14 protein-coding genes are annotated in these 14,077 nt (G+C 65.0%); 7 read left to right on the top strand and 7 right to left on the bottom strand.

Translation table 11 applies throughout. The annotated features are described in order from the left end of the window. Positions 1-3 precede the first annotated feature (3 nt). Complete coding sequence (locus P1U48_RS01770) at positions 4-1,473, bottom strand: leucyl aminopeptidase (protein ID WP_301066547.1); 1,470 nt, start codon at positions 1,471-1,473, stop codon at positions 4-6. Positions 1,474-1,629: 156 nt separating this feature from the next. Here P1U48_RS01770 and lptF point away from each other — a divergent pair, with 156 nt between their 5' ends. Genes lptF through P1U48_RS01740 form a run of 6 tightly spaced genes read left to right on the top strand, consistent with a single transcriptional unit; the run spans position 1,630 to position 8,292 of the window. After that, positions 1,630-2,784, top strand: a complete 1,155-nt coding sequence (gene lptF, locus P1U48_RS01765; protein WP_301066545.1) for an LPS export ABC transporter permease LptF — start codon at positions 1,630-1,632, stop codon at positions 2,782-2,784. Beyond that, entirely contained in the window at positions 2,781-3,878 is a 1,098-nt protein-coding gene (lptG, locus tag P1U48_RS01760) for an LPS export ABC transporter permease LptG (protein ID WP_301066543.1), read from the top strand. The genes lptF and lptG overlap by 4 nt, the downstream gene beginning before the upstream one ends. Next, complete coding sequence (gene lptD / locus P1U48_RS01755) at positions 3,878-6,040, top strand: LPS assembly protein LptD (protein ID WP_301066541.1); 2,163 nt, start codon at positions 3,878-3,880, stop codon at positions 6,038-6,040. Before lptG ends, lptD begins: the two co-directional genes overlap by 1 nt. A gap of 14 nt (positions 6,041-6,054) precedes the next feature. Beyond that, positions 6,055-7,296: a peptidylprolyl isomerase gene (locus P1U48_RS01750; RefSeq protein ID WP_301066539.1), complete on the top strand. Its 1,242-nt coding sequence runs from the start codon at positions 6,055-6,057 to the stop codon at positions 7,294-7,296. A gap of 13 nt (positions 7,297-7,309) precedes the next feature. Further along, positions 7,310-8,152 (top strand): 16S rRNA (adenine(1518)-N(6)/adenine(1519)-N(6))-dimethyltransferase RsmA, encoded by an 843-nt coding sequence (gene rsmA / locus P1U48_RS01745; protein WP_301066536.1) that lies wholly within the window; start codon positions 7,310-7,312, stop codon positions 8,150-8,152. Further along, positions 8,149-8,292 carry a hypothetical protein gene (locus tag P1U48_RS01740; protein WP_301066533.1) on the top strand — a complete coding sequence of 48 codons (144 nt, stop codon included), beginning with the start codon at positions 8,149-8,151 and terminating at the stop codon, positions 8,290-8,292. The genes rsmA and P1U48_RS01740 overlap by 4 nt, the downstream gene beginning before the upstream one ends. Positions 8,293-8,329: 37 nt before the next feature. Here P1U48_RS01740 and P1U48_RS01735 read toward each other — a convergent pair whose 3' ends face one another. From P1U48_RS01735 to prfA, 3 genes are all read right to left on the bottom strand, one after another. Beyond that, complete coding sequence (locus tag P1U48_RS01735) at positions 8,330-8,953, bottom strand: DUF4167 domain-containing protein (RefSeq protein ID WP_301066530.1); 624 nt, start codon at positions 8,951-8,953, stop codon at positions 8,330-8,332. Positions 8,954-9,147: 194 nt separating this feature from the next. Beyond that, positions 9,148-10,014, bottom strand: coding sequence for a peptide chain release factor N(5)-glutamine methyltransferase (gene prmC, locus P1U48_RS01730; protein ID WP_301066527.1), 867 nt, complete (start codon positions 10,012-10,014; stop codon positions 9,148-9,150). After that, positions 10,011-11,060, bottom strand: a complete 1,050-nt coding sequence (prfA, locus tag P1U48_RS01725; RefSeq protein ID WP_301066524.1) for a peptide chain release factor 1 — start codon at positions 11,058-11,060, stop codon at positions 10,011-10,013. The genes prmC and prfA overlap by 4 nt, the downstream gene beginning before the upstream one ends. A 61-nt stretch (positions 11,061-11,121) precedes the next feature. Between prfA and P1U48_RS01720 the strand changes: the two genes are divergently transcribed. Then, a complete protein-coding gene (locus P1U48_RS01720; RefSeq protein ID WP_301066521.1) occupies positions 11,122-11,412 on the top strand; it encodes a hypothetical protein in 291 nt (96 codons plus the stop codon). Here the strand turns inward: P1U48_RS01720 and P1U48_RS01715 are convergent. The 3 genes from P1U48_RS01715 to P1U48_RS01705 form a co-directional block, all read right to left on the bottom strand. Next, complete coding sequence (locus tag P1U48_RS01715) at positions 11,389-11,799, bottom strand: DUF1499 domain-containing protein (protein ID WP_301066518.1); 411 nt, start codon at positions 11,797-11,799, stop codon at positions 11,389-11,391. The two genes, P1U48_RS01720 and P1U48_RS01715, sit on opposite strands and share 24 nt — an antisense overlap. 89 nt (positions 11,800-11,888) lie before the next feature. Then, positions 11,889-12,851, bottom strand: a complete 963-nt coding sequence (gene speB, locus P1U48_RS01710; RefSeq protein ID WP_301066515.1) for an agmatinase — start codon at positions 12,849-12,851, stop codon at positions 11,889-11,891. A gap of 2 nt (positions 12,852-12,853) precedes the next feature. Continuing rightward, positions 12,854-14,020 (bottom strand): M20 aminoacylase family protein, encoded by a 1,167-nt coding sequence (locus P1U48_RS01705; RefSeq protein ID WP_301066512.1) that lies wholly within the window; start codon positions 14,018-14,020, stop codon positions 12,854-12,856. Positions 14,021-14,077 lie beyond the last annotated feature (57 nt).

Below are 14,077 nucleotides of genomic sequence, written 5' to 3'. Positions count from 1 at the left end.
CGCTCAGCCTTTTTCGAACCGGTCTTTCACCAGCCGGTCCAAGGTCAGAACCCCCCAGCCGGTTGCGCCCTTGGGAGCGGTATCGCTGTCGCCGGATTTCAGTGCTACCCCGGCAATGTCGATATGGCACCAGGGGGTGTCATCCTTGACAAAGCGTTTCAGGAATTCTGCTGCGGTGATCGACCCGGCCGGACGGCCGCCGACGTTCTTGGCGTCGGCAATCCGGCTTTTCAGCCCCTCGGCATAGGCGGCCCCCATCGGCATCCGCCAGGCGCCCTCGGCCTCGGCCCCGGCGGATTTCAGCAGGGCACCGCAAAGTTCGTCGTCATTGGAAAAAATACCAGCGTTCTCATGGCCCAGGGCGATGATTATCGCGCCAGTCAGGGTGGCCAGGTCAATCATCCCCACCGGTTTGAACCGTTCCTGCGCATACCACATCACATCACACAGAACCATCCGGCCCTCGGCATCGGTGTTGATCACCTCGATCGTGTCGCCCTTCATCGTGGTGACCACGTCACCGGGGCGTTGGGCATTGCCGGCGATGGTGTTTTCCACCAGCCCGACCAGTCCGACGACATTGGCCTTGGCCTTGCGCAGCGCCAGGCTGCGCATCACGCCAGAGACAACCCCGGCACCGCCCATGTCCATGGTCATCTCTTCCATGCCGCCGGCCGGTTTGATCGAGATGCCGCCGGTGTCAAACACCACGCCCTTGCCGACCAGCGCCAGCGGCGCCTCGTCGCCGCCACCCTGCCATTGCATCACCACCACCTTGGAGGGCATGACCGAGGCCATGCCGACCGCCAACAAGGCGCCCATGCCGAGCTTTTCCAGATCGGCCTCTTCCAGCACCTCGACCTTGAGCCCGAGGTCGCGCATCGCTTCCAGCCGCGCGGCAAAGGCATCTGTGGTCAGCACATTCGCCGGTTCATTGACCAGATCGCGGGTAAAGAACACGCCAGCCGCCGCCGTCAGATGCGGCGCGGCGATGGCGGCGGTGGCGTCGGGGTCCGAACACATCACCTGCAATCCGCCCTTGGGATCGGATTTCTTCGATTTCTGTGCGTCGAACTCATAGGCCCTGAGCGCCGCGCCGAGGGCGATGTCCGCCGCCGCGCGATGGCCCCCGGCCAGCAGCAGCGCGCCGCCCTTGCCGATCGACTTGCCAACTGCGCCACCGGCCTTGCGCGCCTCGCCGGTGCTGCATTTGCGCGCCAGCTTTACCGCGACCACCGCCTCGGCCGCCATTCCGACCGGCATTGTCAGGGTCGCGGCATCGCCGGTTTTCAGCGCACCGAAGCCCTCGCTCTCCACCAGCCGCAGCAGCGCCCCACGGGTCAGCTTGTTGACCCGGCGCCCGGCCTGATCGAGCTTGCCCTCAGCATCGACAAGCACCGCAATATGGCCCGTCGCCGTGGCGATGGCCTCCAGATCAATGGCATGAAAGGTGACGGAAACCGGATCGGTCAAGGCGTTGCTCCTGCAGCAAGGGTGGTTCGCTCGGCAGGCTAGCGCCCGTCCCCGGCTTTGACCAGATAGGAGTTTTCCCGGTCTCGCCTTTGCGCTAGCATTCCGGGCATTGGGCGGCGTCATTGGCCACCTGGAATGGCGGGGGCAAGCAGACAGGTGGCACGATACGACAGATATATGCTGTCGCAGCTGCTGATCCTGTTCGGCTTTTTCGCTCTGATCCTTGTCGGTATCTTTTGGATCAACAGCGCCGTCCGGCTGTTTGATCAACTGATCGGCGACGGCCAAAGCGCCGGGACCGTGCTGCGCTATACCATCCTGTCGCTGCCAAGGGTGGTCGGCACCATTCTGCCGATTGCCGGTTTTGCCGCCGCCATCTATGTCACCAACCGGCTGACCGGCGAGAGCGAGCTGGTGGTGCTGCAATCCAGCGGTCTGTCACCCTGGCGGCTGGCCCGTCCGGTGCTGGTCTTTGGCGTGATGATCGCCTGCGCCACGGCGATAATCGCGCATCTGCTGGTGCCGCAGGCCCGCCAGGAGCTGGCCGAACGCCAGCGTGCCCTGACCCGCGATGTCGCCGCCCGGCTGCTGACCGAGGGGCAATTCCTGCACCCAACCCCCGGCGTGACCTTTTACATCCGCGAGATCGGCAGCGACGGCACCCTGAACGACGTGTTCCTGTCCGACAATCGCGACAGCCACCGTTCCGAGGCCTTCACCGCCCGGCGCGCCTATCTGGTGAACACCGCCGAAGACGATGAGACGGCGCGCCCGCAGCTGGTGATGATTGCCGGGATGGCACAATCGCTGAACCATGCCAGCGGTCAGCTGGTCACCACCAGGTTTGACGATTTCGCCTATGACCTGACCCAGATGATCCGCGATGCCGGCGCGCCGGAACACCGGGCCGCCTATCTGCCGACCGGGAGGTTGCTGAGCGATCCCGATGCGGTGACGGCTCTGACCGGTGAATCCCGCGGCGTGGTGCTGGAAGAGGCACATGGCCGCACCCGCGACGCGCTGATCAGCCTGGCGACGGCGCTGATCGGATTTTCAGCACTGCTGCTGGGCACTTACAACCAGTTCGGCCCCTGGCGGCAGATCAGCTTTGCGGTGCTGATCCTGGTGCTGGTCAAGATGAGTGACAATCTGACGGCGGGTTGGGTGCGCGATCAGGCCGAGCTCTGGCCGCTGACCTATCTGCCCGCCGCGCTGGCGCTTGCTATTGCCGCCGCGCTGCTGGCCTGGACGGCACGGGTGCATCGGCGCGGCGCGGGCGCAGACACCGATCCCGGGGCGGTGCTGGCATGATCCTGCATCTCTACCTCGCCCGCCGGTTTCTGCGTGCCTTTCTGGCGCTGATGCTGGGCCTTGGCATCCTGATCGTGCTGATCGAGATGATCGAGCAGGTCCGCCGCCTCAACGACACCAGCGCCCGCTTTGGCCAGGTGGTCGAGGTGGCGCTGCTGCACAGCCCGGAAACGCTCTATGAAATCGTGCCGCTGGTGACGGTGCTGGCCACCGTGGCGATGCTGATCGGGCTGGCCCGCTCGTCCGAGCTGATCGTGTCGCGCGCCGCCGGTCGCTCGGCGCTGGTCAGCCTGATGTCGCCGGTTCTGGTCGCCTTTGTGCTCGGCTGTCTGGCGCTGGCGATCATGAATCCATTTGTCGCCGCCACCACCAAGCGTTATTCGGCGCTGAGCGACCGTTACCTGATCGGCTCGACCAGTGTCTTGTCGATCAGCGAAGACGGCCTATGGCTGCGCCAGGGCGGGGCCGATGGCCAGACCGTGATCCGCGCCGAGCGCGCCAATGCCGAGGGCACGTTGCTTTTGAACGCCACCTTTTTTGCCTTCACCCCGGAGGGTGGCCTGATCCGCCGGATCGAGGCGCAGCGCGCCGCGCTGGTGCCCGGGGCCTGGCAGCTGAGCGGGGTGAAATCCTGGCCGCTGGGGGCCGATCTGAACCCCGAGGCGCAGGCGGTGACCCTGGCACGGCTGCAGATCCCGTCGCCCCTGACCATTGACCGGATCCGCGACAGTTTCGGGCGCCCGGCGGCGGTGGCGATCTGGGACTTGCCGGCCTATGCCAAGGCGCTGACCCAGGCCGGGTTTTCTGCCCGCCGGCATCTGGTCTGGCTGCAGACCGAACTGGCACGGCCGCTGTTTCTGATGGCGATGGTGATGATCGCCGCCGCCTTTACCATGCGCCACGCCCGACTGGGCCGGGTTGGTCTGGCGGTGGCGACCTCGGTGCTGATGGGCTTTTCGTTCTACTACATCAAGAATTTCGCACAGATCCTTGGTGAGAATGCACAAATTCCGATTCTTGCTGCGGCCTGGGCGCCGCCGGTTGCGGCGGTGCTGCTGGGCATTGGCCTGGTGTTGCAGATGGAGGACGGCTGATGCGGCGGTCCCTTTTGCTGCGCCCGATTCTGCTCTGCTGGGCGCTGCTGCTCGGCGGCACCGCAGCGGCGCTGGCACAGGCCAGCGATACCGCGATGCTGGCCGCCGACAAGGTCTATCTGGACGGGCGCGACCGGGTGATCGCCGAAGGCCGGGTCGAGGCGCTGAAGGATGGCAACCGACTGCAGGCCTCCCGGATCGTCTATGACCGCAACACCGAGCGATTGGCGATCTCTGGACCGATCACCCTGACCGAGGCCAGTGGACGGGTTGTTCTGCTGGCCGACAGTGCCGATCTGGATGCCGATCTGCGCAGCGGGCTGATCCGCGGCGCGCGGATGATGCTGGATCAGCAGGTGCAGCTGGCCGCGTATCAGATGAACCGCCTCGATCCGCGCTATGCCCAGCTCTACAAGGCGACGGTGACCTCCTGCCATGTCTGCGGCGATGGCCGTCCGCCGCTCTGGCAGATCCGCGCCCGCCGGGTGGTGCATGACCGCGACGAGCGTCAGCTCTATTTCGACGATGCACGGTTCGAGGTGATGGGCGTGCCGGTGTTCTGGATGCCGCGCCTGCGCCTGCCGGATCCGACCCTGAAACGCGCCACCGGTTTCCTGATCCCGTCGATCAAGCGCAGTTCGCTGCTGGGGACCGGGCTGCGCTGGCCCTATTTCATCCGCATCGGCGATCACCGCGACCTGACCCTGACCCCCTATGTCTCGGACGAGACCCGCACCTTGGAATTCCGCTATCGCCAAGCTTACCGCAACGGGCGGGTGACGGTGACCGGCGCAATCAGCTATGACGACCTGCTGCCCAATACCTTTCGCGGCTATCTTGAGGTGCAGGGCGCATTTGATCTGCCGCAGGATTTCAAACTGGCCTTTGACATCGAGGCGACGGTGGATGACGCCTATCCCACCGAATACGACTATTCCGACAAGGACCGGCTGGACAGCGAGATCTCGGTCACCCGGGTGCGACGCGATGAATATATCCGGGGCGCGCTGACCCATTACCACAGTATGCGGGTGACGGAATCGGATGCGAATATCCCCTCGCTGATCGGGAATGTCGCCTATGAACGGCGCTATTTTCCAAGCTTTCTGGGCGGCGAGATCCGGATGGGCGCCGAGGCGCACAGTCACTACCGCTATTCCGACCGACCAACCGACGGACCGGATGCCGACAGCATAGTCGATGGCCGTGATGTCAGCCGGATCAACGCCGATATCGCCTGGTTGAACCAATGGACCCTGCCGCTGGGCCTGCGCCTTGGGGCCGAGGTCGGCAGCGCCTTTGACAGCTTTCACACGAGGCAATCGACCGGCCTGCCCGCCAGCGCCAGTGCCATCGCGCCGCGCCTTGGTGTCACCCTGCGGCTGCCGTTGCGCAAGGTCAGTGCGAACGGGGTGATTCATGTGATCGAGCCGGTGGCACAGGTCGCCTGGACCGGAGGCAACGACCTCAGCGTCGCCAATGACGAAAGCACCCGAGTCGAATTTGACGAGGGCAACCTGCTGTCGCTGTCGCGCTTTCCCTCGCCGGATCGGCGCGAACGCGGCCTACGCGGCGCGGTTGGCTTCAACTGGACCCGGCTGGCGCCCTCGGGCTGGCAGAGTCAGCTGACCATCGGCCAGGTGATCCGCGCCACGTCGGACAATGATTTCCACCTGTCCTCGGGCCTGTCGGGGCGCAGTTCAGACCTGTTGATCGCCGGTCAGCTGCGCGCGCCTGCCGGGCTGTCGCTGACCGCGCGCGGCATTTTTCGTGACCGCCGCGACCTGACCAAGGTCGAAGCGCGGGCCGCCTGGATCACCCCGAAAGTCGCCGTTGGCGCCTCTTACCTGTGGCTGGACGACGATCCGGCAGAAGACCGCCTGAACCTGTTGTCGGAATGGGCGCTGGATGGCACCGTTCAATTGGCGCAGAACTGGCTTGGCAGTGCCAATTGGCGCTATGATCTGGCGACCCGGTCCACCGCCGAGGCGGGATTTGGCGTCACCTACACAAATGAATGCGTCGAGATGGAGTTTTCGGCCTCGCGTCGCTTTACCTCTTCCACTATCGTCACGCCATCGACGGAGTTCAGCTTTACCGTGGGTCTGCGCGGCTTTTCCGGCAATGCCAACGGCCAACGCTTCGCCAGAACATGCAAATGACAGAACGAGCACGAATGACCAACTTCCGCCTCCTGCCCGCCCGTCTCATGCCGCTGCTTTTGGCCGCGGCCGTCACCTTTGCCACCCTGTCCGGCGATCCGGCCCGGGCGCAGAACCCGTTCTCGCCAATAGCGACGGTGGGCGATGCCATCGTCACTTATTACGAGCGTGACCAGCGGGCGCTGATGCTGCAATTGCTGAACGCCCCCGGCAATCCGGAAGAAACCGCGCTGGAACAGCTGATCGATGACCGGCTCAAGATCGAAGCCGCCCGCCGCTTCGACATCAGCGTCGATGCCGAGGAACTGAGCACTGGCAAGGCCGATATGGCCTCGCGGGCCAATCTGACCTCCGAGCAATTTGAACAGGCCCTGCAGCAGGCCGGGGTCGCGCCACAAACATTCGAGGCGTTCATCGTCTCCGGCGTGGTCTGGCGCAAGCTGGTGCGCGGCCGCTACACACGCTTCATCGATATCAAGGAACAGGACATCGACCGGGCGCTGACCACCTCGCCCAACAACGACTCGGTGCGGATTCTGATTTCCGAAATCTTCATTCCGGTGACCCCGGAGAACGAGGCCGATGCCCAGGACCTGGCCCGCCAGATTTCGCAGATCACCTCATTCGAAGGCTTTGCCAGCGCCGCGCGCGACTATTCAGCCTCGCCGTCCAGTCGCGCCGGGGGCAAGGTCAACTGGATTCCGCTGAACCAGATGCCACCGAACCTGCGGCCGGTGATCATGGCACTGGAACCGGGTCAGGTCACCGCCCCGCTGCCGGTGCCAGGCGCCATCGCGCTGTTCCAACTGCGCGCCATGAATGAAACTGAACAGACCCCGCTCAAGGTCAAATCGGTCGATTACGCCGCCTATTACCTGGCTGGTGGTCGCAGCGAAGAGACCCTGGCACAGGCGGCCAAACTGAAAGCCGAGGTCGACCGCTGCGATGACCTTTATGGTATTGCCAAGGGCCAACCCGAAAGCGTTCTGGAACGCGGCAGCAAGCCGCTGAACGAAATCCCGCAGGATGTCGCCTATGAGCTGGCCAAGCTGGACAGCAACGAGGTGTCGACGGCGCTGACCCGCTCCAACGGCCAGACCCTGGTGTTCCTGATGCTGTGCAAACGCGAAACCGAAATTGCCGACGGGGTGGATCGCGAAGCGGTGCGGCTGCAGTTGCAAAACCGCGAGATCGAGCGTCTGGCAGCGGGCTATCTGGCGCAATTGCGGGCAGAAACCCGGATCAAGCTCTACTGATCGGGGCGCGGTGATGCCCGCCATCGACGGCCTGCCACCGCTGCGAGACGTGATCGTCACGCATGGCCTCTCGGCCAAAAAAGCGCTGGGACAGAACTTCCTTCTGGATTTGAACCTGACTGCCAAGATTGCCCGGCTGGCCGGGGATCTGTCCGGCTCGGACGTGCTGGAAATCGGCCCCGGCCCGGGTGGCCTGACCCGGGGCCTGCTGGCCGAGGGCGCGCGCCGGGTGCTGGCAATCGAAAAGGATCGCCGCTGCCTGCCGGCGCTGGCCGAAATCGCCGCAGCCTATCCTGGGCGGCTGGAGGTGATCGAGGGCGACGCGCTGGACATCGATCCGCTGGCGCATCTGACTCCGCCGATCCGCGTGGCCGCCAACCTGCCCTATAATGTCGGCACCGAATTGCTGGTGCGCTGGCTGACACCGCCGGACTGGCCGCCGTTCTGGGACAGTCTGACCCTGATGTTCCAGCGTGAAGTGGCCGAGCGGATCGTCGCAACCCCGGGCAGCAAGGCCTATGGCCGCCTGGCGCTGCTGGCGCAATGGCGGGCCGACCCGCATATCGTGCTGAACCTGCCGCCCGAGGCCTTTACCCCGGCGCCGAAGGTGTCTTCGGCGGTGGTGCATCTCACCGCCCTGCCCGCGCCGCGCCATGCCGCCGATCCCAAGGTTCTGGAACGGGTGGTGGCCATGGCCTTCAACCAGCGCCGCAAGATGCTGCGCGCGGCGCTGAAGGGGCTGGCACCGGATATACAGGACCGGCTGATCGCCGCCGGGATCAAGCCCACCGACCGGGCCGAAACCGTGTCGCTGGAACAATTCTGCGCATTGGCCCGCGCCGTCGCGGCCGGATGAACGCGGCCCACGGCATGGGCCTTATGTCAGGGATCCATTTTCTCGCCGCCGCCTGGTTGGCAACGACGCTCTGGCTCGATCTGTTGGGGCGGGTGGTGAAGCGGCTGCCGGGGTCGAGACGGACCGGGCCCGCGATCTGATCGATCCCGGGCCCGGTGCTGTTATCTTTCCGCAGCGCTATTCGGCGGCTGCGGGGGTACTGCCTTCGTCCGGTTTGCTGTCATCGCTGGCCTTGGCCTTGGCCTTGGGCGCGCGCGGTTTGCGGACATAGCTGCGCTTGGCCGGCTTGTCCTCGGGCGTTTCGACCAGACCATTGTTGTCACCGGTGTCATTGGCATCAACGACATTCAGAACCTTGCCATCGCGCGGCTCGACCTCAGAACGCCCGGCCTGCGGTTGGGGTTGCTGCGGTTGCGGTTGCTCATCAGTCGACGCTTCGTTCGAAGTGTCGTTCTGATTGCGGTCCTGACGCTGCGGCCGTTCGCGGTCGCGTTCGGCCTGACGCTGGCGGTTTTCCTGTTCCTGCTGCTCGCGGCGCTGTTCCTGTTCGCGCTGCGCTTCGGACAGCATCCGCAGGTAGTGCTCGGCATGCTGCTGAAAGTTTTCAGCCGCGACCCGGTCATTGCCCAGCTGCGCATCACGCGCCAACTGATTGTATTTCTCAATGATTTGCTGCGGCGTACCGCGCACCTTGCCCTCGGGGCCGGAGCTGTCGAACACCCGATTGACAATATTTCCGCCGACCGGACCTGACCGGTTACGGTTCGACTTATTCCGCGAACGTGATTTGGAAGATCTCATATATCCTGTAATCCAGCCAGTGTTATCCTGATATCCAGCGTCCGGTGAAGCGCCTCATGCGCATCGATCCATCGGTCGCAGACTTTGATCGGCTTGGAGTCACGCGGGACGGCCTTACGGGCATCCGCTGCATTGACTTAGGTCGAATAACCACCTCACCCGGCCAAAGACAAGCGCAAAGTGGCCGGACTCCTCTAATATTCAGGAAACTGAGGTGGTTTACGCGCATTTCCGCCCAGGCGCGCCGCCACCACCCTGTCGCGCCTGTCCAGATCCGGGTGGCTCGTGACCTGATCAAACCCTTCCGCGCGAAAGATGGCAATGACCGCCGCCGCCTGGGTCGGGCCGATTTCCACCAGCACCCGGCCGCCCTGGCGCAGATGCGCCGCCGCGCCGCTGGCAATCTGGCGGTAAGCGGCTAGCCCGTCACCGCCCGGTGTCAGCGCCATATGCGGCTCCCAATCGCGCACCTCGGGGGCGAGGTCGGGCATTTCATCGGCGGCGATATAGGGCGGGTTCGACAGGATCAGGTCGAATTCGCCTGAGATTTCGGCGAACCAATCCGATTGTCGCAACGCCAGCCGGTCAGCGACGCCAATCGCCGCGGCATTGCGCCTCGCCACGTCGAGGGCGGCGCCCGACAGGTCGCAGGCGGTGCCGGTGGCGCCGGGCCGCTCGGCCAGCAACGAAATCGCGATGGCGCCGGATCCGGTGCCCAGATCCAGCAGGCGTTGAAACGGCTCCGCCAGCGCCAGTTCGACCAGCGCCTCGGTTTCCGGGCGCGGATCCAGCACATCGCCGGTGACCAGGAAGTCATGGCGCCAGAACGCCCGCCGCCCGATGATCTGGCTGACCGGCTGGCGCGCCACCCGCGCCGCGACCGCCGCCTCGAGCCGGGCCAGGGTCGCCGCATTGGGGGCGTCACGGTCCTGCGCGGTGCCCTCTGCCTGCCCCGCCGCATAGGCCCAGTCGAACAACCGTCTGAGATCGCCGCCCGGATCGGGGACCCCGGCCGCCGCCAGCCGGGTCAGAAATCGCGGCAACGGCGCGGGATCACTCATCCCTCGGCCTCGGCCAGCAGGGTCGCCTGATGATCGGCGGTCAGCGCGTCGATGACCTCGTCCAGATCGCCCTGCATCACCTGATCGAGCTTGTAGAGCGTCAGGTTGATCCGATGGTCGGTCATCCGGCCCTGGGGGAAGTTATAGGTGCGGATCCGTTCGGATCGGTCGCCGCTGCCGACCTGCGCCTTGCGGTTGGCGGCGCGGTCGTCATCGGCCTGCTGGCGTTGCATGTCGTAAAGCCGGGTGCGCAGCACCTGCATCGCAATGGCGCGGTTCTGGTGCTGGGATTTCTCGGATGAGGTGACGACGATACCGCTGGGGATATGGGTGATCCGCACCGCCGAATCCGTGGTGTTCACATGTTGGCCCCCGGCGCCGGAGGCGCGCATGGTGTCGATCCTGAGGTCGTTGGGGTTGATGATGACATCCACCTCTTCGGCCTCGGGCAGCACCGCCACCGTTGCCGCCGAGGTGTGGATGCGCCCGCCGCTTTCGGTTTCCGGCACCCGCTGCACCCGGTGCACGCCACTTTCGAATTTCAGCCGGGCAAAGACATTGGCGCCGCGCACCGCCGCAACCACCTCCTTGATCCCGCCAAGCTCGGTCAGGCTTTCCTCGACGATCTCAAAGCGCCAGCCGCGCGCCTCGGCATAGCGTTGATACATCCGCAGCAGGTCACCGGCGAACAGCGCCGCCTCGTCGCCACCGGTGCCGGGGCGAATCTCGATCATCGCCGGGCGGGCATCGGCGCTGTCCTTCGGCAGCAGGGTCAGTTGCAGCGCCTGTTCGGCCTCGGGCAATTGCTGGCGCAGATCGGCCAGCTCTTCTTCGGCCAGCGCCTTCATCTCGGGATCACTGAGCAGCGCCTCGGCCTCAGCCAGATCGCTGCGCAATGCCTGCCAGTCGCGGATCTGGGCAACCACCGGGCGCAGCTCGGCATATTCGCGCCCCAGCGCGGCGATATCGCCGCCGCCCTCGGACATGCGCGCCTCGATATAACCGAACCGATCGAGGATCTTGTGCAAGCGTTCTTCGGAAACCATGCCGGTCTGTCTCTTATCACTTCGGTTTGGTCAAGGGGGGGCGTTGTGCTAGACTCCGGCCATGCGCCTGTTGTTTGCCCTGTTGCTGATTGCCGCGCCCGCCCAGGCCGATGTCAAAGGCCCCGGCGGCAAGGTGATCGACTGCTATTGCACCGACAGCACCGGCGGACGGGTCGAACTGGGCGAAACCATCTGCCTGCAGGTCGACGGGCGGATGTTCATGGCGCAATGTCAGATGAGCCTGAATGTGCCGATGTGGCGCGAGTTGCAGGCTGGCTGCCTGTCCTCGGCGCTGTCGCCGGACCGTCAGGGCCCGCGGCTGCCGCAGTCAATCGCCACGCAGGGCGGCTAGCCAGCCCTCCACCCGCCGCTTGTTGACCCCCATGTCACTGCGGCCAAAGCGGCTGCGGGCGTAGATTTCGACATGGCCCTCGCCCCTGGCGATCGTGGTGTAATCGGGAAATCCCCAGAACAGCGAGCGGGTGACATAGGTGGTCAGCCCGACCTTGGGCGACCCGGCCAGCCGGGTGGTGCGTGGCGTCGCCATGACGATCTGGTCAAGCTTGCCATAAGCATCAGGCCAGACCGCCAGCACCCGGCGCACGCCGTTGGCCAGGTCCTTGTCCTCGGTCACCTTCGGCGCCACATGCCAATCCAGCGGATTGCCCGGCGCCAGCCGCACATAGGCCTGGGCCAGCAGCACGACCAGCCCCAAAGCTCCGAGTCCCCACCATAGCATCCGGCCCCACTCCATCTTCGCCAACCGCAACATCACTCAACCCCCGGCTGTATTTACAGGATGCCACAGCCACGGCCCGATTCAAGCCCTCAGCGCCGCCGGGTCCAGCCCCAGAGACAGATGAGCTCGGTCGCGATATGCGCCGCTGCAATGGCGGTGGCACCGGTGGTGTCATAGGGCGGCGAGACCTCGACCACGTCACCGCCCAGCAGGTTGATCCCGGCCAGATCGCGCAGCATGATCACCGCTTGGGCCGAGGTCAGACCGCCCCAAACCGGGGTGCCGGTGCCCGGCGCATAGGCCGGATCCAGCGCGTCGATGTCAAAGGTCAGATAGGCGGGATGATCACCGACGATCCGCCGGATCTGCGCGGCGGTGTCGGCGGCGCCCTCTTCATGCACGCTGCGAGCGTCGATGATGTTCATCCCCCAGCTGTCGGGATTGGTGGTGCGGATCCCGACCTGCACCGAACGCGCCGGGTCGATCAGCCCCAGCTTGATCGCCTTGTAAACAAAGGTGCCATGGTCGATCCGGTCGAAATCGTCATCCTGCCAGGTGTCGGAATGGGCATCGAACTGGATCAGCGCCAGCGGCCCGTGCTTTTCGGCATAGGCCTTGAGGATCGGCAGGGTGATGAAATGATCGCCACCGAGGGTGATGCTGCCCGCCCCCGCCGCCAGAATCTTGCAGATATGTGCAGTGATCAGATCCGGGGTTTCCCAGACCTTGGCATAGTCAAAGGCGACATCGCCGTAATCGACGATGGCGAATTCGCTGAGCGGATCAAACCCCCAGCCATAGGGCGGGTCATAGGGCTGCAAGGTCGAGGCCTCGCGGATCGCCCGTGGCCCCATCCGGGTGCCGGTGCGGTTGGTCACCGCCTGATCGAAGGGCACCCCGGTGATCGCCAGATCGACCCCGCTCAGATCCTTGGTGTATTTGCGTCGCAGGAACGACGTCGCCCCGGCAAAGGCATTTTCAAACGACAGCCCGCGCAGGTCACTGCGGGTAAAGGCATCGTCGATCTTGGTCTTGGCATCTTCCAGCGCCATGGCTAGCCCTCCAGCGGTTGCGCGGCCTCGACCAGCCCGACAAAATAGCTGGCCCCGAGCGGCGCGATGTCATCGTTGAAATCATAGCCGGGCTGGTGCAACCCGTCGGTGTTGCCCTGGCCGATCACCATATAGGCGCCCGGCCTTGCCTGCAGCATGTAAGAGAAATCCTCGGCCCCCATTTCGCGGTTTTCCTCAAACACCACCTGATCGGCGGGCACCACCCGGCGCGCCACATCGGCGCTAAAGGCGGCCTTTTCGGGATCGTTCACGGTGGCCGGATAGCCATATTGGTAATCGAGATCGGCCTTGACCGCATAGGCCGCCGCCTGCCCCGCCACGATTGCCTTCATCCGGGCCCGCGCCATATCGCGCACCTCGGGGACAAAGCTGCGCACGGTGCCGTTGATATAGGCGGTTTCGGGAATCACGTTGTCGGCGGTTCCGGCGTGAATCTGGGTGACCGACAGCACCATTTCATCGCCGGCATACTGGTTGCGGCTGATGATCGTCTGCAACGCCTGGACAATGCCGACCGCCGCCATGATCGGATCGCGGGTTTCCTGCGGATTGGCGGCGTGCCCGCCTTCGCCCTTGATATGGATGTGAAAGGTGTCATCCGAGGCCAGCATCGGGCCGGGGCCGGTCATGAACCGGCCCATCGGAATGCCCGGCGCATTATGCACCGCATAGACCTCGGAAATGCGAAACCGGTCCAGCACCCCGTCGCGCACCATCACCCCGGCGCCGCCACCGATCTCCTCGGCCGGCTGAAAGATCAGCGCCACCCGGCCACTGAAATTGCGGGTCTCGGCCAGATGCCGCGCGGCGCCGAGCAGCATCGTGGTGTGGCCGTCATGGCCGCAGGCATGCATCTTGCCGCTGACCCGCGAGGCATGGCGCGCGCCGGTGGCCTCGGTGATCGGCAGCGCGTCCATATCGGCGCGCAACCCGATGGTCGGCCCCGGCCCGCGCCCCGCGATGATGGCGACGACGCCAGAGGTCGCCAGCCCCTCGTGAATCTCATCCACCCCGAATTCGCGCAGTTTCTGCACCACAAAGGCCGCGGTTTCGTGGCACTCAAAGCCAAGTTCGGGGTTGGCATGCAGATGGTGCCGCCACGCCTTCATCTCGTCGGCAAAGCCGGCGATGGAATTGAGGACGGGCATGGCTGGACTCCTGCGGCCTGCTGGGTTTGGCTGTCAGCAAACCCCAATCACGGAGGC

Origin of the sequence: Pseudooceanicola sp. (assembly GCF_029213205.1) — a bacterium.
In the GTDB taxonomy this organism is placed as follows: domain Bacteria; phylum Pseudomonadota; class Alphaproteobacteria; order Rhodobacterales; family Rhodobacteraceae; genus Pseudooceanicola.
The sequence above is the reverse complement of the archived record's forward strand: the minus strand, read 5'-3'. Positions and strand labels throughout refer to the sequence as shown.